Annotated in this window: 22 protein-coding genes, 1 pseudogene and 1 riboswitch; of the genes and pseudogenes, 10 read left to right on the top strand and 13 right to left on the bottom strand. The window is 71.8% G+C overall.

Going from position 1 to position 22,768, the window contains the following annotated elements:
• Positions 1 to 129, bottom strand: a riboswitch (cobalamin riboswitch). This riboswitch is flagged as partial in the annotation.
• A gap of 128 nt (positions 130 to 257) precedes the next feature.
• From ACZJYS_RS05740 to ACZJYS_RS05680, 13 genes and pseudogenes are all read right to left on the bottom strand, one after another.
• A pseudogene (locus ACZJYS_RS05740) lies at positions 258 to 494 on the bottom strand (DUF6525 family protein); the annotation flags it as partial.
• A gap of 81 nt (positions 495 to 575) precedes the next feature.
• Complete coding sequence (locus tag ACZJYS_RS05735; RefSeq protein ID WP_493176412.1) at positions 576 to 1,964, bottom strand: FAD-dependent oxidoreductase; 1,389 nt, start codon at positions 1,962 to 1,964, stop codon at positions 576 to 578.
• Positions 1,961 to 2,575, bottom strand: coding sequence for a cysteine hydrolase family protein (locus tag ACZJYS_RS05730; RefSeq protein ID WP_493176410.1), 615 nt, complete (start codon positions 2,573 to 2,575; stop codon positions 1,961 to 1,963). Before ACZJYS_RS05730 ends, ACZJYS_RS05735 begins: the two co-directional genes overlap by 4 nt.
• A gap of 22 nt (positions 2,576 to 2,597) precedes the next feature.
• The gene (locus tag ACZJYS_RS05725; protein WP_493176408.1) at positions 2,598 to 4,652 is read right to left on the bottom strand and encodes a hydantoinase/oxoprolinase family protein; all 2,055 of its coding nucleotides are present in this window, start codon (positions 4,650 to 4,652) and stop codon (positions 2,598 to 2,600) included.
• Complete coding sequence (locus ACZJYS_RS05720) at positions 4,649 to 6,301, bottom strand: hydantoinase B/oxoprolinase family protein (RefSeq protein WP_493176407.1); 1,653 nt, start codon at positions 6,299 to 6,301, stop codon at positions 4,649 to 4,651. The genes ACZJYS_RS05725 and ACZJYS_RS05720 overlap by 4 nt, the downstream gene beginning before the upstream one ends.
• The gene (locus ACZJYS_RS05715) at positions 6,298 to 7,179 is read right to left on the bottom strand and encodes an isocitrate lyase/PEP mutase family protein (protein WP_109517446.1); all 882 of its coding nucleotides are present in this window, start codon (positions 7,177 to 7,179) and stop codon (positions 6,298 to 6,300) included. The genes ACZJYS_RS05720 and ACZJYS_RS05715 overlap by 4 nt, the downstream gene beginning before the upstream one ends.
• Positions 7,179 to 8,585, bottom strand: a complete 1,407-nt coding sequence (locus ACZJYS_RS05710) for an MmgE/PrpD family protein (RefSeq protein ID WP_493176404.1) — start codon at positions 8,583 to 8,585, stop codon at positions 7,179 to 7,181. Before ACZJYS_RS05710 ends, ACZJYS_RS05715 begins: the two co-directional genes overlap by 1 nt.
• Positions 8,586 to 8,592: 7 nt before the next feature.
• Positions 8,593 to 9,294 (bottom strand): ABC transporter ATP-binding protein, encoded by a 702-nt coding sequence (locus tag ACZJYS_RS05705; RefSeq protein ID WP_493176402.1) that lies wholly within the window; start codon positions 9,292 to 9,294, stop codon positions 8,593 to 8,595.
• Positions 9,287 to 10,039 carry an ABC transporter ATP-binding protein gene (locus tag ACZJYS_RS05700; RefSeq protein WP_109517449.1) on the bottom strand — a complete coding sequence of 251 codons (753 nt, stop codon included), beginning with the start codon at positions 10,037 to 10,039 and terminating at the stop codon, positions 9,287 to 9,289. The genes ACZJYS_RS05705 and ACZJYS_RS05700 overlap by 8 nt, the downstream gene beginning before the upstream one ends.
• A complete protein-coding gene (locus ACZJYS_RS05695; protein ID WP_493176399.1) occupies positions 10,036 to 10,992 on the bottom strand; it encodes a branched-chain amino acid ABC transporter permease in 957 nt (318 codons plus the stop codon). Before ACZJYS_RS05695 ends, ACZJYS_RS05700 begins: the two co-directional genes overlap by 4 nt.
• Positions 10,989 to 11,861, bottom strand: a complete 873-nt coding sequence (locus ACZJYS_RS05690; RefSeq protein WP_379651806.1) for a branched-chain amino acid ABC transporter permease — start codon at positions 11,859 to 11,861, stop codon at positions 10,989 to 10,991. Before ACZJYS_RS05690 ends, ACZJYS_RS05695 begins: the two co-directional genes overlap by 4 nt.
• A gap of 10 nt (positions 11,862 to 11,871) precedes the next feature.
• Positions 11,872 to 13,089, bottom strand: coding sequence for an ABC transporter substrate-binding protein (locus ACZJYS_RS05685; protein WP_493176397.1), 1,218 nt, complete (start codon positions 13,087 to 13,089; stop codon positions 11,872 to 11,874).
• Entirely contained in the window at positions 13,086 to 13,916 is an 831-nt protein-coding gene (locus tag ACZJYS_RS05680) for a GntR family transcriptional regulator (protein WP_493176395.1), read from the bottom strand. Before ACZJYS_RS05680 ends, ACZJYS_RS05685 begins: the two co-directional genes overlap by 4 nt.
• 130 nt (positions 13,917 to 14,046) lie before the next feature.
• Here ACZJYS_RS05680 and leuC point away from each other — a divergent pair, with 130 nt between their 5' ends.
• From leuC to ACZJYS_RS05630, 10 genes are all read left to right on the top strand, one after another.
• Positions 14,047 to 15,465: a 3-isopropylmalate dehydratase large subunit gene (leuC, locus tag ACZJYS_RS05675; RefSeq protein ID WP_493176393.1), complete on the top strand. Its 1,419-nt coding sequence runs from the start codon at positions 14,047 to 14,049 to the stop codon at positions 15,463 to 15,465.
• Positions 15,465 to 16,094 carry a 3-isopropylmalate dehydratase small subunit gene (gene leuD, locus ACZJYS_RS05670; RefSeq protein WP_493176391.1) on the top strand — a complete coding sequence of 210 codons (630 nt, stop codon included), beginning with the start codon at positions 15,465 to 15,467 and terminating at the stop codon, positions 16,092 to 16,094. Before leuC ends, leuD begins: the two co-directional genes overlap by 1 nt.
• Positions 16,095 to 16,174: 80 nt before the next feature.
• Entirely contained in the window at positions 16,175 to 17,041 is an 867-nt protein-coding gene (locus ACZJYS_RS05665) for an HpcH/HpaI aldolase/citrate lyase family protein (RefSeq protein WP_379651804.1), read from the top strand.
• A 216-nt stretch (positions 17,042 to 17,257) separates the two neighbouring features.
• Entirely contained in the window at positions 17,258 to 18,193 is a 936-nt protein-coding gene (locus ACZJYS_RS05660) for a branched-chain amino acid ABC transporter permease (RefSeq protein ID WP_109517457.1), read from the top strand.
• Complete coding sequence (locus ACZJYS_RS05655; protein WP_493176388.1) at positions 18,190 to 19,131, top strand: branched-chain amino acid ABC transporter permease; 942 nt, start codon at positions 18,190 to 18,192, stop codon at positions 19,129 to 19,131. The genes ACZJYS_RS05660 and ACZJYS_RS05655 overlap by 4 nt, the downstream gene beginning before the upstream one ends.
• The gene (locus ACZJYS_RS05650; protein WP_109517459.1) at positions 19,128 to 19,898 is read left to right on the top strand and encodes an ABC transporter ATP-binding protein; all 771 of its coding nucleotides are present in this window, start codon (positions 19,128 to 19,130) and stop codon (positions 19,896 to 19,898) included. Before ACZJYS_RS05655 ends, ACZJYS_RS05650 begins: the two co-directional genes overlap by 4 nt.
• A complete protein-coding gene (locus ACZJYS_RS05645) occupies positions 19,885 to 20,559 on the top strand; it encodes an ABC transporter ATP-binding protein (RefSeq protein WP_379640994.1) in 675 nt (224 codons plus the stop codon). The genes ACZJYS_RS05650 and ACZJYS_RS05645 overlap by 14 nt, the downstream gene beginning before the upstream one ends.
• Complete coding sequence (locus tag ACZJYS_RS05640) at positions 20,556 to 21,014, top strand: carboxymuconolactone decarboxylase family protein (RefSeq protein ID WP_245906389.1); 459 nt, start codon at positions 20,556 to 20,558, stop codon at positions 21,012 to 21,014. The genes ACZJYS_RS05645 and ACZJYS_RS05640 overlap by 4 nt, the downstream gene beginning before the upstream one ends.
• Positions 21,011 to 21,931 carry an NAD(P)-dependent oxidoreductase gene (locus ACZJYS_RS05635; protein ID WP_493176385.1) on the top strand — a complete coding sequence of 307 codons (921 nt, stop codon included), beginning with the start codon at positions 21,011 to 21,013 and terminating at the stop codon, positions 21,929 to 21,931. The genes ACZJYS_RS05640 and ACZJYS_RS05635 overlap by 4 nt, the downstream gene beginning before the upstream one ends.
• A gap of 316 nt (positions 21,932 to 22,247) precedes the next feature.
• A complete protein-coding gene (locus ACZJYS_RS05630; RefSeq protein ID WP_493176384.1) occupies positions 22,248 to 22,721 on the top strand; it encodes a PTS sugar transporter subunit IIA in 474 nt (157 codons plus the stop codon).
• The last annotated feature ends 47 nt before the right edge of the window (positions 22,722 to 22,768 follow it).

Below are 22,768 nucleotides of genomic sequence, written 5' to 3'. Positions count from 1 at the left end.
TGGCGGGCGCCGGAATGCCGCCTACAGTTGCGGGATCAGCCACCGACTTGCCCCCGGATCGGCTCCGGTGCGGGCGCACGGTGTTCCCTTTTCACCCGCTCGCGCGGGACCGTCGAAGCCTCAGCATAGGCAGGCGCGGCGGCGGCGGCAATTCGCCCGCCTGCATCCCGCAGCACCGAGGCCGCCGCCGCCTCGTGCGGCAGCGGCACGCCATGCGCCCGCCGGTAGGCGGCGGCGAACTCGGCCCGCTCCATCGCCTCGCACAGGTCGAGGTGCCGCAGCAGCCGCCGCTCCGCCCGCGCCGAGGAGCCGAGCTGGCGGCGGAACATGCGCCACAGCAGATGCGCGTTCACCGCCCAGGGGTCGTAGGCGTGTTCCTGCATCCGGCGGCGCACGGCGGGGGGCAGGGCGTCGAAGCAGGCCCACTCATCGCCGCGCCAGCGGCGCCAGCGGCCTTCGCGGGCGGTGATGTCGTTGGGGGAGGGAGATGCCATATCCGGCGTTTATGTTATGGTATAACATAACGCAAGGGGGCAGGTGCGAGGCGGGGAGGGGCGCTGCCCTCCCCGTTCCCGTCAGGCCCGGGCGGCGGCCTCGCCGGCGGCGTGGCCGAGCGCCACAGCGGTCAGCAGGCCATTGCCGGAGAGATAGCCTTCGGCCCGGCTGCCGGAGACGCCGCAGGCGGCGCCGCCCGCCGCGTAGAGGTTGGGAAAGGGCGTGCCATCGGGGCGCAGCACGCGGGCGGCCTCGTCCACCACCAGCCCGCCCTGGGTGTGGAACAGCGCGCCCGTGACCCGCACGGCGCGGTAGGGCGGCACCAGCGGCGGCTGATGGGCGAAGCTGCGGCCGAAGCCATCCGTGGCGCCGGCCTGCTTGAGCGCCTCCACCTCTTCCAGCGTGGCGCGGAGCGCCGCCCCGGGCAGCTTCGTGGCGGCGGCGAGGGCGGCCACGTCCGGCGCGCTCAGCACCACGCCGGCCGCCTCGGCCTGGCGGAAATCCTCGAACTGGCGGGCGATGGCGGCGATGCGCTCGTCGAACACGCTCCAGGCGATGCCCTCGGGCTGGCGCAGCACCACCGCCGCCTGCTCGGAATAGCCATGGCTCTCGTCGGAGAAGCGGCGGCCCTCCAGGTTCACCTGCACGCCGCCCTGGGTGATGGTGGCCCAGGAGATCAGGATGCCGATGGGGTGGGCGACCGAGCCATGCCCCTGGTGACCGGAGAGGTGCCGCGTGGCCGCCCCCAGCGCCTCACCCCAGAGCAGCGCCTCGCCCTGGTTGCCGGCATGGCCGAAATACAGCGCACCGGCCAGTTGCGGCACATGCTCGGCCACCAGCGCCGGATTGCCGCCATAGCCGTTGCAGGCCAGGATCAGCGCGCCGCAGCCGAGGCGCTCCCCGCTGCCATCCGGGCGGCGGAAGGCGAGGCCGTGGATGCGGCCTTCCGCATCGGCGTAGAGATCCGTCACCTGCGCCTCGCACAGGATCTCGGTGCCGGCGGCCTCGGTCGCCTCGCGCAGCCGGTTGACCAGCTCCTCGCCGGAGCGGCTGGGCAGGCCGTGCATGCGGCAGGCGGAATGGCCGGGGTAGCGGAAATCGGTGATGACCGAGAAATCCAGCCCGTGCCGGTCCGCCAGCCATTCCAGCACCGGGCCGATGCGCGTGGCGATGGCGCGCACCATCGCCGCATCCGGCTCGCCGCCGGCCTTGGCGAGGATGTCGGCGGCGAAGCGCTCCGGGCTGTCCGCCTCCCCCGCCGCCTGCTGCCAGCGCGTGCCGGGGGCGGGAATCAGCCCGGCGGAGAGGGCGGTGGAGCCGCGCGGCACCGGGTCGCGCTCCAGCACCAGCACCTCCTGCCCCGCCGCGCGCAGCGCCAGGGCGGCGGTGAGGCCGGCGGCGCCGGCGCCCACCACCACCACGGGCAGGCTCAGCTCGAAGGTGACGCCCTCGGCCGGAAGCACCCTCATGCCCCGCGCACCTCCGCCAGTGCCTCGGCGATGCTGGCGACGCGGCAGACGGGTCGCAGCGCGGCGATGGCCGTTGCATGAGTCTCGGCGCCGAAGGCGGCGCAGCCATCCTCCAGCACCGTCACGTCGATATCCCGCACATGCGCGTCCCGCACCGTGGAGGCGACGCCGCCATTGGTGACGATGCCGCCCACCAGCAGCCGCCGGATGCCGGCCTTGCGCAGCACCCATTCCAGCCGCGTCATGTAGAAGGCGGAATAGGCCAGCTTCTCCACCGAGAGATCGGCCGGCTGCAATGCGTCGACGAGCTGGTGGCCCCAGGCGCCGGGGCAGAAATCGCCCTTCCGCAGGAAGGGGCGCAGCGCCTTCAGGTGCGGCGAGATCATCGGCTCGCCGCCCTTGCCCGGCACCAGGGTGAACTGGGTGGAGACCACCCAGCCGCCCTTCGCGCGCAGCGCCTCGGCCAGCGGCTTCAGCCTGCCCGGCAAGGCGGCGATGGCGGGGTCGCCCTGGCCGCCCCGCGCATAGGCGCCCTCGGGGTGGATGAAGTCGTTCTGCAGATCGACGATCAGCAGGGCGGTCTCGGTGACCGGGACAGGCTCGTGGCTCATGCCGCGCGCTCCACGTCGCGGCTCATGCCGCGCGTTCCACAATGACGTTGCCGAGGCGATCGACCCGCGCCACCAGGCCGGGATCGACCACGGTGGTGGCGTCCGGCTGCTCCAGGATGGCCGGGCCGGGGATGGTGGCGCCCTCCGGCAGTTCCAGCCGGGCGTAGATGGCGGTCTCGTGCCAGGCGCCGCCGAACCAGACGGGGCGGCTGCCACGCCGTGCGCCCTCCACCGTGGCCTCCTTCTCCGGCGCCAGCAGGCCGAGGTCGAAGCGCGGCCGCCGGCCGATCGCCGCCGTGCGGAGATTGACGATGCGCACGCCGAGGCCGGGCAGCAGGCGGGAGAAGCTGGTCTGGTAGGCACGCTCGAAGGCCTCGCGCACGATGGCGCGGGTCAGCCCCGTGCTGCCGCCCTGCACCGCGACCGGCAGCGGCACGGCGACGGTGTGGGTCTGGCCGGCATAGTGCATGTCCAGTTCGAACACCGTGTCGATCCGCTCGACGGCGAGGCCGGCGGCCTCCACCACGGCGCGGGCGGCAGCGGCCTCCGCCACCATGCGGCGGTCGAGCGCCGCCTCGTCCAGCGCCTCCAGCGTCAGGTTCACCGTCTGCACCTGATCATGGCGAATGTCGGCGATGACGCAGCCCAGCGCCGAGGTGACGCCGGGGAAGCGCGGCACCAGCGCCGCCTTCAGCCCGACCTCGCGGATCAGCGCGCCCGTGTGCAGCGCGCCGCCGCCGCCGAAGGGCACGACCGCGAAGCGCGATGGATCATGCCCCCGCTCGATGGAGACGAGCCGGATGGCGCCCGCCATGCGCGCATTGGCCACCCGAAGGATCGCCTCCGCCGCCGCCATGGCACCAAGGCCGAGCGGGGTGCCCACATGCGCCAGGATGGCCGCCTTCGCCGCCTCCACATCCAGGCGCGCGAGCTTGCCGCCAATCGGCCGCTCGGCGTTGATGCGGCCGAGCACGACATTGGCATCCGTCAGCGTGGGCCGGGTGTTGCCCTGGCCGTAGCAGACCGGGCCGGGGCGGGAGCCGGCGCTCTCCGGCCCCACCTGCAACAGCCCGCCGGCATCGACATGGGCGATGGAGCCGCCGCCGGCGCCGATGGTGCTGATCTCGATCATCGGCGTGCGGATGACCAGGCCGAAATCGATGGTGGTCTGCGCCGCCAGCGCCGTGCCGCCCCCCACCACCAGCGAGACGTCGAAGGAGGTGCCGCCGAGATCGCCGGTGATGACATCGGGGAAGCCGGCCTCGCGCGCGATGGCGGCGGCGGCGATGACGCCCGCCGCCGGCCCGGAGAGCGCCGTGCGCACCGGTAGCCGCCGCGCCGTGGCGGTGGACATGACGCCGCCATTGGATTGCACGATGTGGAACCGGCCGCCAAAGCCCTCGCCCGCCAGCGCCGCGTCCAGCTTGCCGAGATAGCTGCCGACGACGGGCTGAAGGTAGGCGTTCAGCGCCGTGGTCGAGGTGCGCTCAAACTCGCGGATCTCTGGCAGGATCTGGCTCGAGCAGGCGATGGCCTCGCCGGGCCAGATGGCGTGCGCCGCCTCCAGCGCCGCCTGCTCGTTGGCCGGGTTGGCATAGGCGTTGATGAAGACGATGGCCAGCGCCTCGGCGCCCTTTTCTATCAGTTGCCGCACCGCCGCCTGCACCTCGGCCGGATCGACCGCCGCGCGGATGGAGCCATCGGCCAGGGTTCGCTCGGCCACCTCCAGCCGCATGTCCCGATCCACAACTGGAAGAAAATCGCCCCAGAGGCCCCAGGTGTGCAGGCGGTCGCGGCGGCGCATCTCCAGCACGTCGCGGAAGCCGCGCGTGGTGATGAGGCCGACCTTCGCGCCCTTGCGCTCCAGCAGCGCATTGGTGCCGACGGTGGTGCCATGCACCACCGAGGCCAGCTGCGCCACGGGGCCGAAGCTCTTCAGACCCTCGAGGAAGCCCACCGCCTCGTCGCCGCGGTTGGAGGGCACCTTGGCGGTGCGGAAGCGGCCCGCCGCCTCGTCGTAGCAGAACAGGTCGGTGAAGGTGCCGCCGACATCGACGCCGACAATGGTCGCGCTCATGCCGCGCCTCCCTCCGTCACGTAGCCAAGCCGGCGGTCGCGCGCGGCCTTTCGCGGGTCGCGCCGCGCCGGGTCGCCCCAGCCGCCGCCGCCAGGGGTTTCGAGCGTCACGCTGTGCCCCGCCTTCAGCGCGATATCGGTGATCTTGGAGACCATGGGCGGGTTGTGCGCGCCCTGCTCGTCCGTCCAGGTGAAGCGGTTCAGCGCGGCGGGCGTGCCGCCGGTGACGCCGAAGGGCGCCGCCTTGCCGCGCTCGCCCAGCAGCGAGACCCGCGCATCGGTCAGCGGCTCGATCTCGTAGACCGCACCGAGGCCGCCGCGATGCTCGCCCTGGCCGGCGGAATCCGGCCGCAGCGCCCATTGCCGGAACAGCACCGGATAGGCGGCCTCGAGGATCTCCACCGGCGGGATGGTGGCGGTGGAGATGGGGTTGTTGGCGTGGCTCAGGCCATCGCTCTCCGGGTTGCCGCCGAGGCCGCCGCCAAAGAACGAAAACATCACCCAGCGCGAGCCATCCTGGCGGTGCCCGGCGAGCGAGAGCGCGTTGATGGTGCCGAAGGGCGCCGCCGTGGCGCGGGCGGGATCGGCCTTGGCGAGCGCGCCGAAGATGACGCCGATCAGGCGCAGGATGGTCTCGGTGTAGCCGGCCACCGGGCGCGGCGCCGTGGCGCCGAGCAGCGTCGTCTCCGGCACGGTGAAGGCGATGGGGCGCAGGCACCCCGCATTGGCCGGCACCTCGGTGAAGACATGCTTCAGCGCCACGTAGCAGGCGGCGATGGCGGTGGAGCGGGCGATGTTCACCGGCCCCTGCACCGGCGGCGAGGAGCGCGAGAAATCCAGCGCCATCGTCTCGCCCTCGATGGTGAGGTCGAGCGCGATGGTCAGCGTCTCGTCGGTGATGCCGTCATTGTCCAGCACATCCTCGAAGCTGTAGCGCCCATCCGGCAGGGCACGGATGGCGGCGCGCATCAGCGCCTCGGCGCGCTCCGAGAAGGCGGCGAAGGCCTGGGCGACCGTGGCCTCGCCATACTCGTCGAGCAGCGCGGCGAAGCGCCGCCCGCCGAGGTCGAGCGCGTTGATCTGGCCGTTCAGGTCGCCCCAGTTGGAGTCCGGCACGCGGGAATTGGCGGCGAGGATGTCCAGCAGGTCCTGGTTCATCCGCCCCTCGGTCATCAGCCGCACGGGGGGGATGCGGACGCCTTCCTGGAAGCTCTCCGTGGCCTTGGGGTTGTAGCCGCCGGGCACGTTGCCGCCGATATCCAGCCAGTGGCCGACCGAGGCCATCCAGCAGAACAGCCGCCCCTCGCGGAAGACCGGCCGCACCAGGCGGAAATCGTTGAGATGCGTGCCGCCGTCATAGGGGTCGTTGAACAGGAAGGTGTCGCCCTCCCGCACGCCGCCGGAGGCCGCCACCTTGTCGATCACCGCCTTCACCGCGAAGGCCATGGCGCCGACGAAGATGGGCAGGCCATTGGCACCCTGCACCAGCGTCTCGCCCGTCTCGGCATGGTAGAAACCGTGGCAGGCGTCGCGCGCCTCGGCGATGATCGGGTTGAAGGCGGAGCGGTAGAGGGTCGCGTCCATCTCGTCCGCGATCTGCTCCAGCCGTCCCTTCAGGATGGCGAGGGTGACGGGGTCGATCGCGCTCACGCCGCGCCCTCCTTGCCTTCGAACTTCGCGTAGGTCTCGCCCAGGGCCAGCATCTCCGGCGTGCCGATCAACCCGTTCAGCGCGCCGAAATCGAACATGCGGCCGGCGAAGGGCTGGTTGCTGCCATGCGCCGCCAGCGAGGCGTAGTAGTCGCGCGCCGTGTGGGCGAGGGCGCGCACGATGCCGCCGGGGAAGATGACGAGGCGGAAGCCCATCCCGCCCAGCTCACCGGCGGTGGAGATCGGCGTGTCGCCACCCTCGACCATATTGGCCAGCAGCGGCCGGACGCCGCCCAGCTCGGCAGCGATGCGGCCGAGCTGCTCGCGCGAGCGCGGCGCCTCGACAAAGAGCACATCGGCCCCGGCCTCGGCGTAGAGGCGGGCGCGCTCCAGCGCGGCCTCCATGCCCTCCACCGCCACGGCGTCGGTGCGGGCGATGATCAGCGTCTCGCGGCTGTGGCGGGCATCGACGGCGGCCTTGATCTTGCCGGCCATCTCGCCCGCGCCGATCAGCGACTTGCCCTGCAGGTGGCCGCAGCGCTTGGGCAGGGTCTGGTCCTCGAGCTGCAGCGCCGTGGCGCCGGCGCGCTCGAACAGCCGCACCGTGCGCTGCGTGTTCAGCGCGTTGCCATAGCCATTGTCGGCATCGACGACGAGCGGCACATCCACGCGGTCGCGGATCAGCCCAACCGTCTCGGCCACCTCGGTCATCGAGACCAGGCCGATATCGGGCCGGCCGAGGCGCGTATAGGCGATGGCCGCGCCGGAGACGTAGAGCGCCTGGAAGCCGGCCATCACGGCCAGGCTCGCGGTCAGCGCGTCATAGACGCCGGGCGCCACCACGGCGGCGGGGCCGGCCAGTTCTTCTCGCAGGCTCATCAGGAAGCGCTCCGCGGCGGGGCCGCCAGCAAGGGCAGCAGGCGGGAAAGCCCACCGGGCTCCTCCACCGCCTCGACCGCCGTGATCAGGGTCTCCGCCGCGGCCTCGCCCCAGACGGGCGCGGCCATCTCGCGGAACTTGGCGAGGATGTCCTCGCGCGCATAGGGGTCCTCGGTGTCGCCCCGGTTGGTCAGCACCTCGGCGCGGTGGGTGCTGCCGTCGCGCAGCGTCACCGTCAGGCGCGCCGGGCGCAGGCCGGGGAGCTGCGCGGTCAGCGCCGCATCCTCCCGCACCGTGACGCGCGCGGCGAGGTCGCGCACCGCCTCGTCCCGCAGGGCGGGCGGGCGGAAGGCGGGCACGCTGGCGCCGCCATGCACCAGCGCCGTGGCGAGCGCGAAGGGGATGGAGAACTTGGCCGAGAGCATGTTGCGCGGCTGGGGCAGATCAAGCTGCGCGGCCCAGACATAGGTCTCCACCGCGATGGCCGCCACATCCGCGGCGCGCAGCCCGGGCAGCCTGGCGCTGATCTCGCCCAGCGCGTCCAGCGCGCCATGGGTGTAGCGGCAGGCGGCATGGCGCTTGAAGTAGTTGCGGGCGATCTCCCAGCGCGTGCCGAGCTGCTCGGTCATGGCGGCGGGCGAGAACTCCTCGGCGATGATGCCGCCATAGACGGCGCCGATGCCGTCCGTCTCGCCGGTGAAGCCGGCGGCGGCCAGGTCCCAGGCCATCAGCCCGAGCTGGTTGGAGAAGCCGGCATAGGCGTTGCGCACCGTGGCCCCCTCCAGCATCGTCCGGCGGCTGGTGGAGAGGCCGAGGCTGGAGGCGATGTTCAGCCCCTGGATGATGGTCTCCGCATCTGCGCCATGCAGATGCGCGGCCGAGAGGAAGGCGCCGACCGTGCCCCAGGTGCCGTGCGGATGCATTGTCACGCGCAGCTTGCTGGCGATGCCGATGCGCGCGCCCATCTCGTAGCCGAGGATGATGGCGCCGAGCAGGGCCCGCCCATCCTTCGGCGCGGCGGCCAGCGCCGCCGGCACCACATGGATGGCGGGGTGGCCGCGCGCATACTGGTTGCCCTCGTCCAGCTCCAGCATGACGCCGGCGGTGCCGTTGGCGAAGGCGGCGAGCAGCGGCGGCAAGGCGCGGCCGGCGCCGATGACGGCGGCCGTGCCGCCGCCCGCATAGTTCGGCCGCGCCAGCAATGCGCGCAGCTCCGGCTCCTGCATGCCGGCGGCGATGACGCCGATGCTGTCCAGCAGCACCAGCCGGGCGCGGGCGAGCACCTCGGGCGGCAGGCCAGCGGGATCGAAGCCGGCGGCGAAACGGCCCCATTCGGCCAGCCATGCGGGGCGTTCCTGGCGCAGCAGCACGGAAGCCGGCTGCACGCCGGGCGTGACAATGCTCATCGTGACCTCACATGCCGAGATAGGCGCGGCGCAGCTCAGGGTTGTCGCGCACCGCATCCGCCGTGCCGGAGAGGGCGAACTGCCCGTTCTCCAGGATGTAGGCGCGGGCGGCGACCTCGAGCGACTGCACCACATTCTGCTCGACCAGCAGGATGGGAAGCCCGTCGGCGTTGAGCCGGCGGATCAGGGCGAACATCTCCTCGACGAGCAGCGGCGAGAGGCCGAGCGAGGGCTCGTCGAGGATGAGGAGGCGGGGCTCGGCCATCATGCCGCGGCCGATGGCGAGCATCTGCTGCTCGCCGCCCGAGAGGGTGCCGGCGACCTGGGCCATGCGCTCGCGCAGGCGGGGGAAGGTGACGAAGACGCGCTCCAGGTTCCGCGCGCGGCGCGGCTTGCCACGCCGGTAGCTGCCAAGCTCCAGATTCTCGCGCACGCTCATGTTGGGGAAGATCTTGCGCCCCTCGGGCACATGGATCAGCCCGGCGGCGACGATGGCATCCGGCGCGGCGCGGTCGATGCGCTGGCCGTCGAACAGGATCTCGCCGGCGCGCACCGGCACCACGCCAGAGAGCACCTTGTTCAGCGTCGTCTTGCCGACGCCATTGGCGCCGAGCACGGCGACGATCTCGCCGGCGGAGACCGCCATGTCGAGGCCGCGCAGGACCTCGACGCCGCCATAGCCGGCGCGCAGGCCACGGATCTCAAGCATGGGCGCCTCCCTCGGCGCGCATCCGCGCCGCCGCGCCATGGCCGAGATAGGCCTCGATCACCGCCGCGTCGTTGCAGACCGCGCGCGGCGGCCCCTCGGCGATCATGCGGCCCTGCGCCAGCACATGCACATGGTCGCACAGGTTCATCACCGCCTGCATCACATGCTCGATCATCAGGATGGTCACGCCCCGCGCGCGGATGGCGCGCAGCACCGGCAGGATGTCCCGCACCTCGGAGGGGTTGAGGCCGGCCAGAACCTCGTCCAGCAGCAGCAGGCGCGGCGCGGTGGCCAGGGCGCGGGCCAGCTCCAGCCGCTTGCGGCCGGCCACCGTCAGCGCGGCGGCGGGCGTCTCCAGCAGCGGCGCGAGGCCGACCTCCTCCGCCACGGCGCGGGCCGCGTCCAGCGCCGCCTGGCGCCCGGCATGGCGAAGATAGGCGCCCACCGCGATGTTCTCGTGCACCGTCAGCCCCTGGAAGGGCTGCACGATCTGGAAGGTACGGGCGATGCCGCGGCGCGCCCGCCGATGCGGCGGCTCGGCCGTCACATCCTCCCCGGCGAACAGCACGCGCCCGGCGCTGGGCTCCAGGAAGCCGGAGGCCAGGGCGAAGAGCGTCGTCTTGCCCGCGCCGTTCGGGCCGATCAGCCCGGTGATGGAGCCTTCCGGCACCGCCATGCTGGCCTTGTCCACCGCCAGCAGGCCGCCGAAGCGCTTGCTCAACCCCTCGACCGAGAGAAGGATCATGGCGTGGCCCTCCGCATCCGCAGGCGGCGCAGCGCGCCGACCAGCCCCGCCGGCACGAAGGCGACGGCGGCGATCAGGATGACGCCGAACAGCATCAGGTCCACCCCCGTCATCCAGCCCAGCAGGCCCTTGGTGATCTCGCCCACGCCGTGCAGCGCCAGCGCGCCGACCACCGGCCCCAGCACCGTGCCGAGGCCGCCGACGATGGCGGCGATCAGCACCTCCACCGAGATCCAGGTGCCATAGGCGATGTTGGCGTCGAGATAGAGGAAGTTCTGCGCGTAGAGCCCGCCCGCGGCGCCGGTGATGGCGCCGGAAAGGGCGATGGCGCGCAGCTTGGTGGCCAGCACATCGACGCCGAGCGCGCGCGCCGCGTCCTCGTTCTCCCGCACGGCGACGAGCTGCGCGCCGAAGCGGCCGCGGTCGATCCAGAGCGTGAGCAGCGAGACGCCGAGGATGCAGGCCAGCACCACCCACAGCATGCCGGCGCGGCTGGCGAACTGGAAGTTGGCGAAGGATGGCTCCAGCTTGATCAGCAGCCCCGCCGCGCCGCCGGTGAAGCCGGCCGCATTGGCGAGGATGCGCAGCACCTCGGCGAAGGCCAGCGTCACGAGGGCGAAATAGGAGCCGCGCAGCCGGGCGCGGAAGCTGAGGAAGCCGATCATCCAGCCGGTCAGCGCGGCCAGGGCGATGCCGCAGGCGAAGCCCACCCAGGCATTCACGCCGAAGCTGGTCTGCAGGATGGCGGTGGCATAGGCGCCCGTGCCGAACAGCGCGGCGTGGCCGAAGGAGAGTTGCCCGCCATAGCCGCCGAGCAGGTTCCAGCCCTGCGCGCCGAGCGCGATGATCAGCGCCGAGACGAGGAAGTTCAGCAGCAGGTTGCTGGCGAAGAGCGGCGTCAGCGCCAGCGCGCCGAGCAGCAGCGCGAGGGGGAGGATGTCGCGCGGCTTCATGCGCGGGCTCCGAACAGGCCTGTGGGCCGGAACAGCAGCACCAGGATGAAGATGAGAAAGATGCCGAGCTGGCCCAGGCTCTCGCCCAGCAGCAACCCGCCCAGGCTCTCCACCACGCCCACGATGAGGCCGCCGAGCAGCGCGCCCGTCACCGAGCCCATGCCGCCCAGCACCACGATGGTGAAGGCCACCAGCACGAAGGCGTTGCCGACGCGGGGATTGACGTAGAAGGTGGGCAGCAGCAGGCAGGCCGCGACCGCCAGGCAGGCACAGCCGATGCCGAAGGTGACGGCGAAGATGTGCCGCGGGTCGATGCCGCTGAGCTGCGCGCCGAAGCGCTCCTTGGCCACGGCGCGGATGGCGCGCCCCGTATCGGTGCGGGCCAGCAGCAGCCAGAGCAGCGCCGCCACCAGCAGCGCCACGGCGCAGCCCACCAGCCGCGGGCGGGAGAGCAGCATGGGGCCGAGCTCCACCACGTCGAACCCCATCTCGCCGCCGAGGCTGCGCGTGTCGGAGCGGAAGGCGGCGAGCAAGGCGTTCTCCAGGATGATGGAGAGGCCGAGCGTGACCAGCAGCGTGTTGCGGTCCTCGCCATGGCTGGAGGGGCCGATGACGAAGCGCTGCAGCCCATAGCCCAGCCCGTAAAACAGCAGCGCCAGCGGCAGGATGGCGGCGTAGGGGCCGATGCCGAGCAGCTGCTCCATGCCCAGCACGGCGAACATGGCGCAGGTCAGCAGCGCGCCATGTGCGAAGTTGACGATGTGCAGCACGCCATAGACCAGGGTGAGGCCGAGCGCGACCAGGGCGTAGGCCGCCCCGGTCATCAGCCCGTTCACCACCGCCTCGGCGATGATCGCGGGGGAGTACATGAGCCCGCGGTCAGCCCTGCACCGGGAAGACCGGCTTGGCGTCGGCGAAGGCGTCGGGGAAGATCACCTTGATGTCGCCGCCCTGCACCTGGGTGTTGACCGGCGCGGCGCCCTGGTTCTGGCCGTTGACGAACTTCGTCGGGCCGTAGGGGAGGATATGTCCGGAGAAGTCGGAGGCGGCGAGAGCCTCGATCACCTTGTTGCGGTCGGCGGCGCCGGCGCGGCCCACCGCATCCGCCACCAGCTTCACGCAGGAATAGTTCAGCGGCACGTTGTAGGCCCAGAGGCGGCCATCGGCATCGACCTTGGCCTTCAGCGCCTTCGCCTCCTCGCTGCGCGGGTCGTGCCAGTGGTTGCAATCCATCACCGCTTCGGCCGCGTCCGGGAACTCCTTGACGAAGCGGTAGTTGGAGGCGGCGCCGTTCAGCACGGCATAGATGCCCTTGGGCCGGATGCGCTGCTGCCGCATGGTGCGCGCCAGCAGCACGAACTCGCCATAGTAGCTGGAGGGAATGACAAGGTCGGGCCGCAGCGAGCGGATGCGCAGCGCCACGTTGGACATGTCGCGCGCCGGCGTCGGGTGGGCGATGGTCTCCAGCACCTCGAAGCCGCGCTTCGGCAGCTCCGCCTGCAGCAGCCTGGCGAGGCCGGAGCCGAACAGCCCGTCCTCGTGTACCAGCACCACCGTCTTGCAGGGCTTGCCGGCGGCGTCGTTGAGGCGGACGAGGTTCTCGAGCGCCGTGCCCGTCACCATGCCGAAGCCGGGGGCGAAGCGGAAGGTGTTGCGCAGGCCGCGCGCGGTGATCTGGTCGGAGACGCCGACATCGACGATGTAGGGCAGGTCGTAGCGCGCCGCCGCCTGGCTGGCGGCCAGGCAGATCGGGCTGGCGAAGCCGCCGACGATGGCGACGACGCCCTCCGCCTGCAGCTTCTCCACTTCCTGCACCGCCGCTTCCGGGTTGGAGCGGGCATCGGCCACCACCAGTTCCACCTTCGCGCCGCCGAGGGCCTGGATGCCGCCCGCGCCGTTGATCGCCGCCGCTGCCAGGGTGGCGCCGAGGCGGCCGAGGTCGCCATCCTGCGCCAGCGCGCCGGTCAGCGGCTGCAGGATGCCGATCTTCACGGCGGCGGGCTGCGCGCGCAGCAGGCCCGGCATGGCGAGGGTCGGCAGCAGCGCCCCGGCCCGCAGGGCCGTGCGGCGGGTGATGGTCAGGCGGGATGTGCTCATGATGACGACTTCCTCTTGCTGCGCGGGGGCCGTGGCGTGGCGTTCTTTTCAGTGTTGGCCGCGAGCGGCGGCAATGGGCTCCAGCGCCGGGCGCCATCGGCCCCCGTGCGCTGGAGCTGCATCTCGAAGCTGAAGCGGTCGGGCCGGTAGAGCGCGTGCAGGTGCTCGACCGCGCTCCCCGCCTCGTCCTCGACAAGGCGGGTGAGGGAGAGCAGCGGCGCGCCGATCTCCACCTGCAGCGCCTGCGCCACCTCCGGCCCGGCCAGCGTGGCGCCGATGGATTGCCGCGCCCGCGCCACGCGCAGGCCGGAACGCTCGAGCAGCGCCAGCAGCGGCTGCGAGGCCATCTCCGCCTCGGAATAGGTGGTGCCGATGCGCTCGGGCACATGGGTGGTGAGGTGGGAGAAGGGCTCGCCGCCCATCAGCCGCACGCGCACCGCGCGCTGCGCGCGCTCCGCCGGCGCGAGGCCCAGCGTGGCGGCCACCGGCGCGGGCGGCAGCACATAGCCGAAGGAGAGCAGCCGCACCTCGGTGCGCCGCCCCATCTCCTTCAGATGCGTGAATACATCAGCGAAATCGACCACGGTCGGCGCCAGCACGCCGCCGCCGCGCACGAAGGTGCCGACGCCGGGGCGCCGCTCGACCAGCCCTTCATTGGATAGCTGGTCCAGCGCACGGCGGATGGTGACGCGGGAGACGCCGTGCTCGGCCGCGAGGTCCGGCTCGCCCGGCAGCCGCGTGCCGGCGGGCAGCGTGCCGCCGGTGATGCGGTCCCGCAGCAGCAGGTAGATCCGGCGCGCCTTGAAGGTCTCGACGGCGGCGTCCACGCGGTTCCTCTCCCCTTTTCCCTGTCTGGTTTTCCAGACCGGCTGCTGTCTAGCCTACGAGACAGCAGCATTGCGTCAACGGTTTTTCTGCGGCATCGTCCTGGCCACAACGCCGGGGGGAGGGCAGGGCATGGCCGAAGCGCCGCCGCGACGCACGCTGTTCGACAAGCTGTGGGACGCGCATGTCGTCCTCACGCGGGAGGACGGGCAGAGCCTGCTCTGGATCGACCGGCATTTCTTCCACGAAGGCTCGCACCACGCCTTCGCGCAGCTCCGCGCGCGCGGCGCGAAGGTGGCGCATCCCGCGCTCAATATCGGTGTCGCCGACCATTACGTGCCGACGCGAACACCGCAGCGCAGCATTGCCGATTCCGGCATCGCCGGCATGGTGCAGGGGCTGGAGGCCAATGCGCGCGCCCATGGCACGCGCCTCTATGGCCTGCACGACCCGCGCCAGGGCATCGTGCATGTGGTGGGGCCGGAGCAGGGGCTGACCCTGCCGGGCCTCACCATCGTCTGCGGCGACAGCCACACCTCGACGCATGGCGCCTTCGGCGCGTTGGCCTTCGGCATCGGCGCCTCGGAAGTGGCGCATGTGCTGATGACGCAGACGCTGTGGCAGCGGAAGCCGAAGCGCATGCGCGTCACGGTGGAGGGGAGGCTCCCCGCCGGTACCGGCGCCAAGGATCTGGCGCTCGCCATCATCGCCCGCATCGGCGCCGATGGCGCGCAGGGCCATGCGGTGGAATATGCCGGAAGCGCGGTGCGCGGCCTCTCGATGGAGGGGCGGCTGACGCTGTGCAACATGGCCATCGAGAGCGGTGCGCGCTGCGGCATGGTCGCGCCCGATGCCACCACGGTCGGGTTCCTGCGCGGCCGGCCGCTGGCGCCGCAGGGTGCCGCCTTCGAGCAGGCCGCCGAGGCCTGGCTCGCCCTGCCGGGCGATGCGGGCGCGGAATTCGACCGCGAGGTATCGCTGCAGGCCGGGGAGATCGCGCCCATCGTCACCTGGGGCGTCAGCCCCGAGGATGCGCTGCCCGTCACCGCCGCCATCCCCGACCCCGACCGCGCCAATGACCCCTCCCGCGCCGCGCAGATCCGCGACGCGCTGGACTATATGGGCCTCCGTCCCGGCCAGCGGCTCGAGGAGGTGCCGATCGACCGCGTCTTCATCGGCTCCTGCACCAACAGCCGCATCGAGGATCTGCGCGCGGCCGCGGCGGTGCTGGCGGGGCGGAAGGCGCGGGTGCCGGGGCTGGTCTCGCCCGGCTCCTCGCTGGTCAAGCGGCAGGCCGAGCAGGAGGGGCTGGACCGCATCTTCCGCGAGGCCGGGCTGGAATGGGTGGAATCCGGCTGCTCCATGTGCGTCGGCATGAATGGCGACCTGGTGCCGGCGGGCGAGCGCTGCGCCTCCACCACCAACCGCAACTTCAAGGGCCGCCAGGGGAAGGGGGCGCGGACGCATCTGATGTCCCCCGCCATGGTCGCCGCCGCCGCGCTGGCGGGGCACATCGCCGATGTGCGGCCGATGCTGGAGGGCCGGAGCTGATGCAGCCCTTCACCACCCTGGCGGCCCCGGCCTGCCCGCTGCCGCTGGCCAATGTGGACACGGACCAGCTCATCCCCGCCCGCTTCATGAAGCGGCCGCGCAGCGAGGGCTACGGGCGGTTCCTGCTGCACGACCTCCGCTTCGCCGAGGATGGCGCGGCGCGGCCGGATTCGCCGCTCGACCGGCCGGAGCGGGAGGGCGCGCGGGTGCTCGTCGCCCGGCGCAACTTCGGCAGCGGCTCCTCGCGCGAGGCGGCAGTCTACGCGCTGGTCGATGCCGGCTTCCGTTGCGTCCTGGCGCCGAGCTTCGGCGACATCTTTGCCAGCAACGCCGTCAACAACGGGCTGCTGCCGGCGCGGCTGGAGGAGCGCGAGATCGAGCAACTGCTCGCCTGGCTGGAACAGGGCGGCCGCGACCTCACGGTGGACCTGGAAGCCTGCGCGGTGCGGGCGGGCAACCACCGCTTCGGCTTCGCCATCGATCCGGTCTGGCGCACCAAGCTGCTGAACGGCTGGAACGACCTCGACCTGACGCTGAGCCATGCGGAGGCCATCGCCGCCTTCGCGGAGGCCGATGCACGTCGTCGCCCCTGGGCCGGGCTGCCGTCCCTGGGGCCGGAAGCCGGATAGACACTCCGGCACGGGGCGCGCACAAGGGACGGGTTCGGCAACCAGGATGGCGGCGAAGCACCGCCCCCGCAGGAGGATCCATGAGCCTGACCCCGCCCCGCTGGCGTTCCCTGCTCTTCGTGCCCGCCCATGTGCAGCGCTTCATCGCCCGCGCGCATGAGCGGGGGGCGGATGGCATCATCCTCGACCTGGAGGACGCCGTGCCGGCGGCCGAGAAGCCCGCCGCCCGCGCCTCCCTCGCCGGCTCCATCGCCGCCATCGGCGCGCACGGGCCGGCGGTGCTGGTGCGGGTGAACCGGGGCCTGCGCGCCCTGGCGGCCGATCTGGAGGCGGCGGTGGTGCCGGGCCTGGCCGGCCTCGTGCTGCCCAAGGTGGAGGAGCCGGGCTATGTGCGGGACGTCTCCGCCGCCGTGGCCGAGCTGGAGGCGGAGCGCGGCATTGCCCCCGGCACGGTGCGGCTGCTGCTGCAGATCGAGACGCCCGCCGCCCTCTACGCCCTGCCCGCCATTGCGGGGGCCGACCCGCGCAGCGTGGCGATGATGCTGGGGCCGGAGGATTTCTGTGCGGCGCTCGGCGCCATCCCCGGCCCGGCGGCGCTGCTCGGCCCCAACCTCGCCGTGCTGATGGCCGCCCGCGCGGCGGGGCTGATGCCGATGGGCTTCGTCGGCAGCATCGGCCAGTTCCAGGACCTCGAGGCCTTCCGCCGCACCATCGCCGAGGCGCGGCAGCTCGGCTTCCGCGGCGCGCTGGCGGTGCACCCGGCGCAGGTGGCCATCATGAACGAGGTCTTCGCGCCCGATGCCGCCGAGATCGACTGGGCGCGCCGCGTGGTGGCGGGCGACGCGGAGGCGCGCGCCGCGGGCCGTGGCGCCTTCCAGATCGACGGCAAGATGATCGACCCGCCGGTGGTGCGCCGCGCCGAGGAGATCCTGGCGCTGGCCGGATGAGGCCGCCCGGGCGGTGTCCTGGCGGCGAGGCCAAATCCTCGACCGCAAAGGCGGCCCGGCAGTAACCTAGGATTGTATGACAATATGCTGATTTGTTGACGGGCTTGGAGGCCCATGGAACAGTAGCGCAACGCTGGCAGCACATGTCAGGAAAAGGGGAGAGAGAATGAACGAGAAAGCGTGGGCCATGCTCGCGCGGCCGGAGGCGTGCCGCGCATGATGGAATGGCTTTCCGATAACGGGCTGCTGCTGGGGCTCGCGGTGCTGGACGGGCTGGCCTCGGCCGCCGCCATCTTCATGGTGGCGGTGGGGCTGAACCTGGTGTTCGGCGTGCTGCGCATCCTCAACGTGGCGCATGGCAGCCTCTACGCCATCGGCGCCTACACCGCCGCCTCGCTCACCGCCGCGATGGTCGCCGCCGGGCTGCCGGCCTGGCTCTCCTACCCGATGCTGGTCATCGCCGCGGCGCTGGTGGGCGTCATCCTCGGCCCGCTGATCGAGCGCGTGCTGCTCAAGCGGGTGGAGACGCAGGAGCCGGTGCTGCAGCTCCTCGTCACCTTCGCGCTGTTCATGATCCTGGAGGATGTGCAGAAGCTCATCTGGGGGGTGCAGCCCGTCTCCAACGAGACGCCGATGCAGCTGCTCGGCACGGTGGACGTGCCCTTCGGCGCCGATGTCATCCCCTTCACCGCCTATCAGCTCTTCGTGCTGCCGGGCATCGCGCTGCTGACCCTGGTGGGGCTCGCCTGGTTCATGCGCCGCACGCTGACGGGGCGCGTCATCGTCGCCGTCACCACAGACCGCGAGGCGGCCACCTCCCAGGGCATCGACGCGGCGAAGGTGACGATGCTCACCTTCACCTTCGGCGCCGCACTGGCGGCGCTGGGCGGCGCGCTGGCCTCGCCCATGACCTCCATGGTGCCGGGCATCGGCGCCTCCACCATCGTGCTCTCCTTCGCCGTGGTGGCGACCGCCGGCCTCGGCCAGATCGAGGGCGCGGCGCTGGCGGCGGTGATGATCGGCCTCGGCCGCTCCATCGCCGTCTATCTGGAGCCGGAGCTGGAGGTGGTGATCCCCTACCTGATCATGGTGCTGGTGCTGCTGGTGCGGCCGCAGGGCCTGTTCGGCGTGACGGAGACGCGGCGCATATGAGCAGGTCCCGCCTCGAAATTCTCGCCGGCCTGGCCGGCGCGCTGCTGCTGGTGCTGATCGCCTGGGGCGTGCCCTGGCTGCGCTTCGTGCTGACCATCGCGCTCGCCAAGGGCATCACGGTGCTCGGCATCCTGCTGCTGCTGCGCGCGGGGCAGGTGAGCTTCGGCCATGCCATGTATGTCGCCATCGCCGCCTACACCGTGGCCTTCGTGGCGCCCCGCATGCCGGAGGTGCTGCTGCTGCTGCCGCTGGCGGCGCTGGCCTCCACCGCGGTGGGGCTGGTGGTCGGCCTGTTCGTCATGCGCTACCGCGAGATCTTCTTCGGCATGCTGAACCTGGCGCTCAGCATGGTGTTCTACTCGCTGCTGGAGAAGCTCTACACCATCACCCACGGCACCGACGGCATCCGCCTGCCGGTGCCCACCTTCCTCGGCCAGACCCTGTCCGGCCCCACCTACGAATGGGCGGTGTTCGGCATCGCGCTGGCGCTGGCGGTGGGCTTCGCGGTGCTGGTGCGCACCTACCTGAACGCGCCGCTCGGCCAGGCGCTGGCCGGGATCAAGACGCGCGAGGCGCGGCTGGAGTTCATGGGCGTGCCGGCGCGCTACGTGCTGCTCTCCGCCTACGCGCTCTCGGCGCTGATGGCGGGCTGCGGCGGCACCATCATCGCGCTCACCTCCCGCCACGTGACGCCGGCGCTGGCCTACTGGACCGCCTCGGGCGAGCTGGTGTTCATCGCCATCCTGGGCGGCGCGGGCAGCGTGCTGGGCGCCTTCCTCGGCGCCGTCGTCTATGAGCTGACGCGGGTCTACGCGGCGGCCAACCTGGCCGATGCCTGGCAGCTCATCCTCGGCACGGTGCTGCTGCTGGTCATCCTGTTCGCGCCGGGCGGGCTGGTCGGCATGGCGCAGGGGCTGCGGCGGAGGAAATCGGCATGAGCGTGCTGCTCTCGGCGCAGGATCTGCGCCTTGCCTTCGGCGGCGTGAAGGCCGCCGACGGCATCAACCTCGACGTGATGGAGCGCGAGTTCCTGGCCATCATCGGCCCCAACGGCGCGGGCAAGACCACCTTCATCAACATGAGCACCGGCCACCTGCGGCCGCAGGGCGGCTCCATCACCTACCAGGGCCGGCAGGTGCTGGGGATGAAGCCGCGCGACATCGTCCGCATGGGCATCGCCCGCTCCTTCCAGCTGCCGCAGCTCTTCACCGAGCACACGGTGCTGGAGAACGCGGCCATGGCGGTGGCCGCGCGGGAGGGCACCTTCTCGCCCTTCCGCCCGCTGCTGCGCCCGGCCTTCCGGGCGGAGGCGGAGGCGCTGCTGGAGCGCTTCGGCCTTACCGCCGCCGCGCACCAGCGGGCGGATGCGCTGAACGAGGGCACCCGCAAGCTCACCGACATCGCCATGGCGGTGGCCATGAAGCCGCGGCTGCTGCTGATGGACGAGCCGACCAGCGGCGTCGCCGCCGCCGACAAGATGGCGGTGGTGGAGACGCTGGCGCGGGTGCTGCGCGAGGCCGGCGTGACGGCGGTGTTCGTCGAGCACGACATGGACGTGGTGGCGCGCATCGCCGACCGCGTGGCGGTGTGGGGGCAGGGCCGGATCGCGGCGCTCGGCCCGCCGGAGCAGGTCCTGTCCGACCCCATGGTGCAGCGCGACGTCATTGGCATCCAGCCCGGTGGAGGCGCCCATGCTGCGGCTTGAGAATGTCTCGGTGGATATCGCCGGCGCGCCGGTGCTGCGCGGCGTCAACCTGGCGGTGCCGCCCGGCGGCCGGGTGGCGCTGATCGGCCGCAACGGCGCCGGCAAGACCACCACCCTGCGCGCGCTGATGGGGCTGCTGCCGGTGCGCGGCGGCAACATCGTCATCGACGGGCAGAACTGCACGGGCGCCCCCGCGCATCGCCGCGCCGCGCTCGGCATCGGCTACGCGCCGGAGGAGCGGCGGCTGTTCGGCAGTTTCACCGTGCTGGAGAACCTCCGCCTGCCGGCCGAGGTGCTGCGGCTGCCCCAGCCCGAGATGGCACGGCGGCTGGACCTCGTCCTCACCCTGCTGCCCGAGCTGCGCGACTTCGCGCCGCGCAAGGCGGCGGGGCTCTCGGGCGGGCAGGGCAAGATGGTGGCGCTGGGCCGGGCGCTGATGGTGGGCACCCGCGCCGTGCTGCTCGACGAGCCCTTCCAGGGCCTCGCCCCCGCTCTGGCGCAACGCTACGCCGAGGCGCTGGCGCGGCTGCGCGACGCTCTGCCCGATGTCGCCATCCTGATCACCGAGAGCAGCCCGGCCCTGTTGCGGCAGCTGGTGGAGCAGACCTTCGTGATCGAGCGCGGCGAGATCCTGGACCCGGCGGATGCGCTGACGGATTGACCGACAATCTCGTTTTCCGCAAGCTGCGGCCCATCATCAGGGAGGATGGGCCGATGGCCGAGAGCGAGATGTTCGAGAAGGGCCTGGAGATGCGCCGCAAGGTGCTCGGCAGCGAGTACGTGGACGGCAGCATCGCCAGGGCCGACGACTTCATGATGGCCTTCCAGCGCATCACCACCGAATGGTGCTGGGGCTATGCCTGGAACCGCCCGGGGCTGGAGCCGAAGACGCGGAGCATGCTGAACCTCGCCATGCTGACGGCGCTCGGCAAGACGCCCGAGATCAAGCTGCATGTGAAGGGGGCGCTGAACAACGGCGTCACCGTGGAGGAGATCAAGGAGATCCTGCTGCACGCCACGGTCTATTCCGGCATCCCGGCCGGGCTCGATGCCTTCAAGGCGGCGCATGAGGTGCTGAAGGCCGAGGGCGCGCTGCCCGAGAAGCCGGCGGAATGAGCGAGGGCGCGATCCGCCGCATCGGCTTCGTCGGCATCGGCAACATGGGCTGGCCGATGGCGGCCAACCTGCTGAAGGCGGGCTTCGCGGTGACGGTGGCCGACGCCGTGCCCGGCCGCGCGCGGGACTTCGCCCGCGAGGTGGGCGGCCAGGCCGCTGCCGGCGCCGCGGAGGCCGCCGCGGAGGCCGACGCGGTCATCACCATCCTGCCCACCAGCAAGCATGTGGCGGCGGTGGTGGAGGAGATGCTGGAGAGCCTGCCCGCCGGCGCGGTGGTGATCGAGATGTCCTCCGGCGTGCCGGGCGTCACGCGGCAACTGGCGGAGCGCCTGGCCGCGAAGGGCTGCGCGATGGCCGACTGCCCCGTCTCGGGCGGCGTGCCGCGTGCCCGCACGGGGGAGCTGGCCATCATGGCCGGCGGCGAGACGGCGGTGCTCGACCGCATCGAACCGGTGCTGCAGGCGGTGGGCACCTCCGTGCACCGCTGCGGCGGCATCGGCAACGCCCAGGCGATGAAGGCGCTGAACAACCTCGTCTCGGCCGGCGGCTTCCTGATCGGCATCGAGGCGCTGCTGATCGGCCAGAAATTCGGCCTCGACCCGGCGCTGATGGTCGATGTGCTGAACAGCTCGACCGGCATGAACAACAGCACGCAGAAGAAGTTCAAGCAGTTCGTGCTGTCGCGTCGCTTCGATTCCGGCTTCGGGCTGGACCTGATGGTGAAGGACCTCTCCATCGCCCTGGAGGTGGGGCGGGAGAGCGGCACGCCGACGCCCTTCGCCGCGCTGTGCCGCGAGATGTGGGCCAGCGCCGGCACGCTGCTTGGGCCGGGGCAGGACCATACCGCCGTGGCCCAGCTTGTCGAGCAGCTCGGCGGGCAGGCGCTGGGCGGCGGCAACGGCAACAGCCAGAGCTGAGAACGCGGCCAGGAGCGGCGGCACCGCTTCTGGCCGCACCAGCCTCCCGGCGGCGTGCCCGCCCGGCCTCCACCCCCGAGACAATTCCGCCCCTGAGCCCACGGAACGAAGGCCGCGTGCCGGCGTTCCGCATCTGGCCGTGGACACGTCCTGGTGCCGGAACCGCCAGCCATTCGGTCCGGCAACACAACAGTTAAATAACTTGCAATCTTCTCGGAAAATTGCGATATACTTTAAGATAAAGAAATTATACTTCGCGCCTTCATTCTGTTGCAGACCCATATCCTCGGCCGGGGATGTATTTTCGGGAAAAGTCATGGCCATCAAAAAACTCTTCAGCGGAGAGGATTCTGTTCTTTCTCTTTCTCCAGGAGACAAGAAGGAGCTTCTCGAGATGCTGGCGCAGGAAGCCTCCGTCCGCCTGTCCTATGATGGGCCGACGGTGCTGGATGCCCTGCAGGCGCGGGAAAGGCTTGGCTCCACCGCGCTCGGCCGTGGCGTCGGCCTGCCCCACACGCGGCTGGAGGGGCTGGGCGCGCCGCTGGCCCTGCTGGCCCGCCTGACACGGCCGATCGACTTCGAGGCGCGGGACGGCGAGCCGGTCGATCTGGTCTTCATGGTCCTGTGGCCGGAGAACAGCGCGGAAGGCTTCCTGCCGGCGCTCTCGGGCATCTGCCGCGTGCTGCGGGGCAACCAGTTGCCGCGCCAGCTCCGCCAGGCACGCTCCGGCGCCGAGGCGCTCGCCATGCTTCAGGCCGCGGAGGTGGACAGTCCCGACGAGGCTGTCTGAGCCCGCCCGCCTCCTCTGCGGGGCACCCATCACTCCGCCGCCCTTCT

It is taken from the genome of Roseomonas sp. TS2 (assembly GCF_058833935.1).
The sequence above is the reverse complement of the archived record's forward strand: the minus strand, read 5'-3'. Positions and strand labels throughout refer to the sequence as shown.

Coding starts and splice junctions, on each gene's coding strand:
- leuC (WP_493176393.1), top strand. CDS start 14,047: ATGGCCGAAGCGCCGCCGCGACGCACGCTGTTCGACAAGCTGTGGGAC.
- ACZJYS_RS05690 (WP_379651806.1), bottom strand. CDS start 11,861: ATGTACTCCCCCGCGATCATCGCCGAGGCGGTGGTGAACGGGCTGATG.
- ACZJYS_RS05725 (WP_493176408.1), bottom strand. CDS start 4,652: ATGAGCGCGACCATTGTCGGCGTCGATGTCGGCGGCACCTTCACCGAC.
- ACZJYS_RS05660 (WP_109517457.1), top strand. CDS start 17,258: ATGATGGAATGGCTTTCCGATAACGGGCTGCTGCTGGGGCTCGCGGTG.
- ACZJYS_RS05645 (WP_379640994.1), top strand. CDS start 19,885: ATGCTGCGGCTTGAGAATGTCTCGGTGGATATCGCCGGCGCGCCGGTG.
- ACZJYS_RS05715 (WP_109517446.1), bottom strand. CDS start 7,179: ATGAGCCTGCGAGAAGAACTGGCCGGCCCCGCCGCCGTGGTGGCGCCC.
- ACZJYS_RS05635 (WP_493176385.1), top strand. CDS start 21,011: ATGAGCGAGGGCGCGATCCGCCGCATCGGCTTCGTCGGCATCGGCAAC.
- ACZJYS_RS05695 (WP_493176399.1), bottom strand. CDS start 10,992: ATGAAGCCGCGCGACATCCTCCCCCTCGCGCTGCTGCTCGGCGCGCTG.
- leuD (WP_493176391.1), top strand. CDS start 15,465: ATGCAGCCCTTCACCACCCTGGCGGCCCCGGCCTGCCCGCTGCCGCTG.
- ACZJYS_RS05700 (WP_109517449.1), bottom strand. CDS start 10,039: ATGATCCTTCTCTCGGTCGAGGGGTTGAGCAAGCGCTTCGGCGGCCTG.
- ACZJYS_RS05630 (WP_493176384.1), top strand. CDS start 22,248: ATGGCCATCAAAAAACTCTTCAGCGGAGAGGATTCTGTTCTTTCTCTT.
- ACZJYS_RS05730 (WP_493176410.1), bottom strand. CDS start 2,575: ATGAGCCACGAGCCTGTCCCGGTCACCGAGACCGCCCTGCTGATCGTC.
- ACZJYS_RS05705 (WP_493176402.1), bottom strand. CDS start 9,294: ATGCTTGAGATCCGTGGCCTGCGCGCCGGCTATGGCGGCGTCGAGGTC.
- ACZJYS_RS05650 (WP_109517459.1), top strand. CDS start 19,128: ATGAGCGTGCTGCTCTCGGCGCAGGATCTGCGCCTTGCCTTCGGCGGC.
- ACZJYS_RS05710 (WP_493176404.1), bottom strand. CDS start 8,585: ATGAGCATTGTCACGCCCGGCGTGCAGCCGGCTTCCGTGCTGCTGCGC.
- ACZJYS_RS05665 (WP_379651804.1), top strand. CDS start 16,175: ATGAGCCTGACCCCGCCCCGCTGGCGTTCCCTGCTCTTCGTGCCCGCC.
- ACZJYS_RS05655 (WP_493176388.1), top strand. CDS start 18,190: ATGAGCAGGTCCCGCCTCGAAATTCTCGCCGGCCTGGCCGGCGCGCTG.
- ACZJYS_RS05685 (WP_493176397.1), bottom strand. CDS start 13,089: ATGAGCACATCCCGCCTGACCATCACCCGCCGCACGGCCCTGCGGGCC.
- ACZJYS_RS05735 (WP_493176412.1), bottom strand. CDS start 1,964: ATGAGGGTGCTTCCGGCCGAGGGCGTCACCTTCGAGCTGAGCCTGCCC.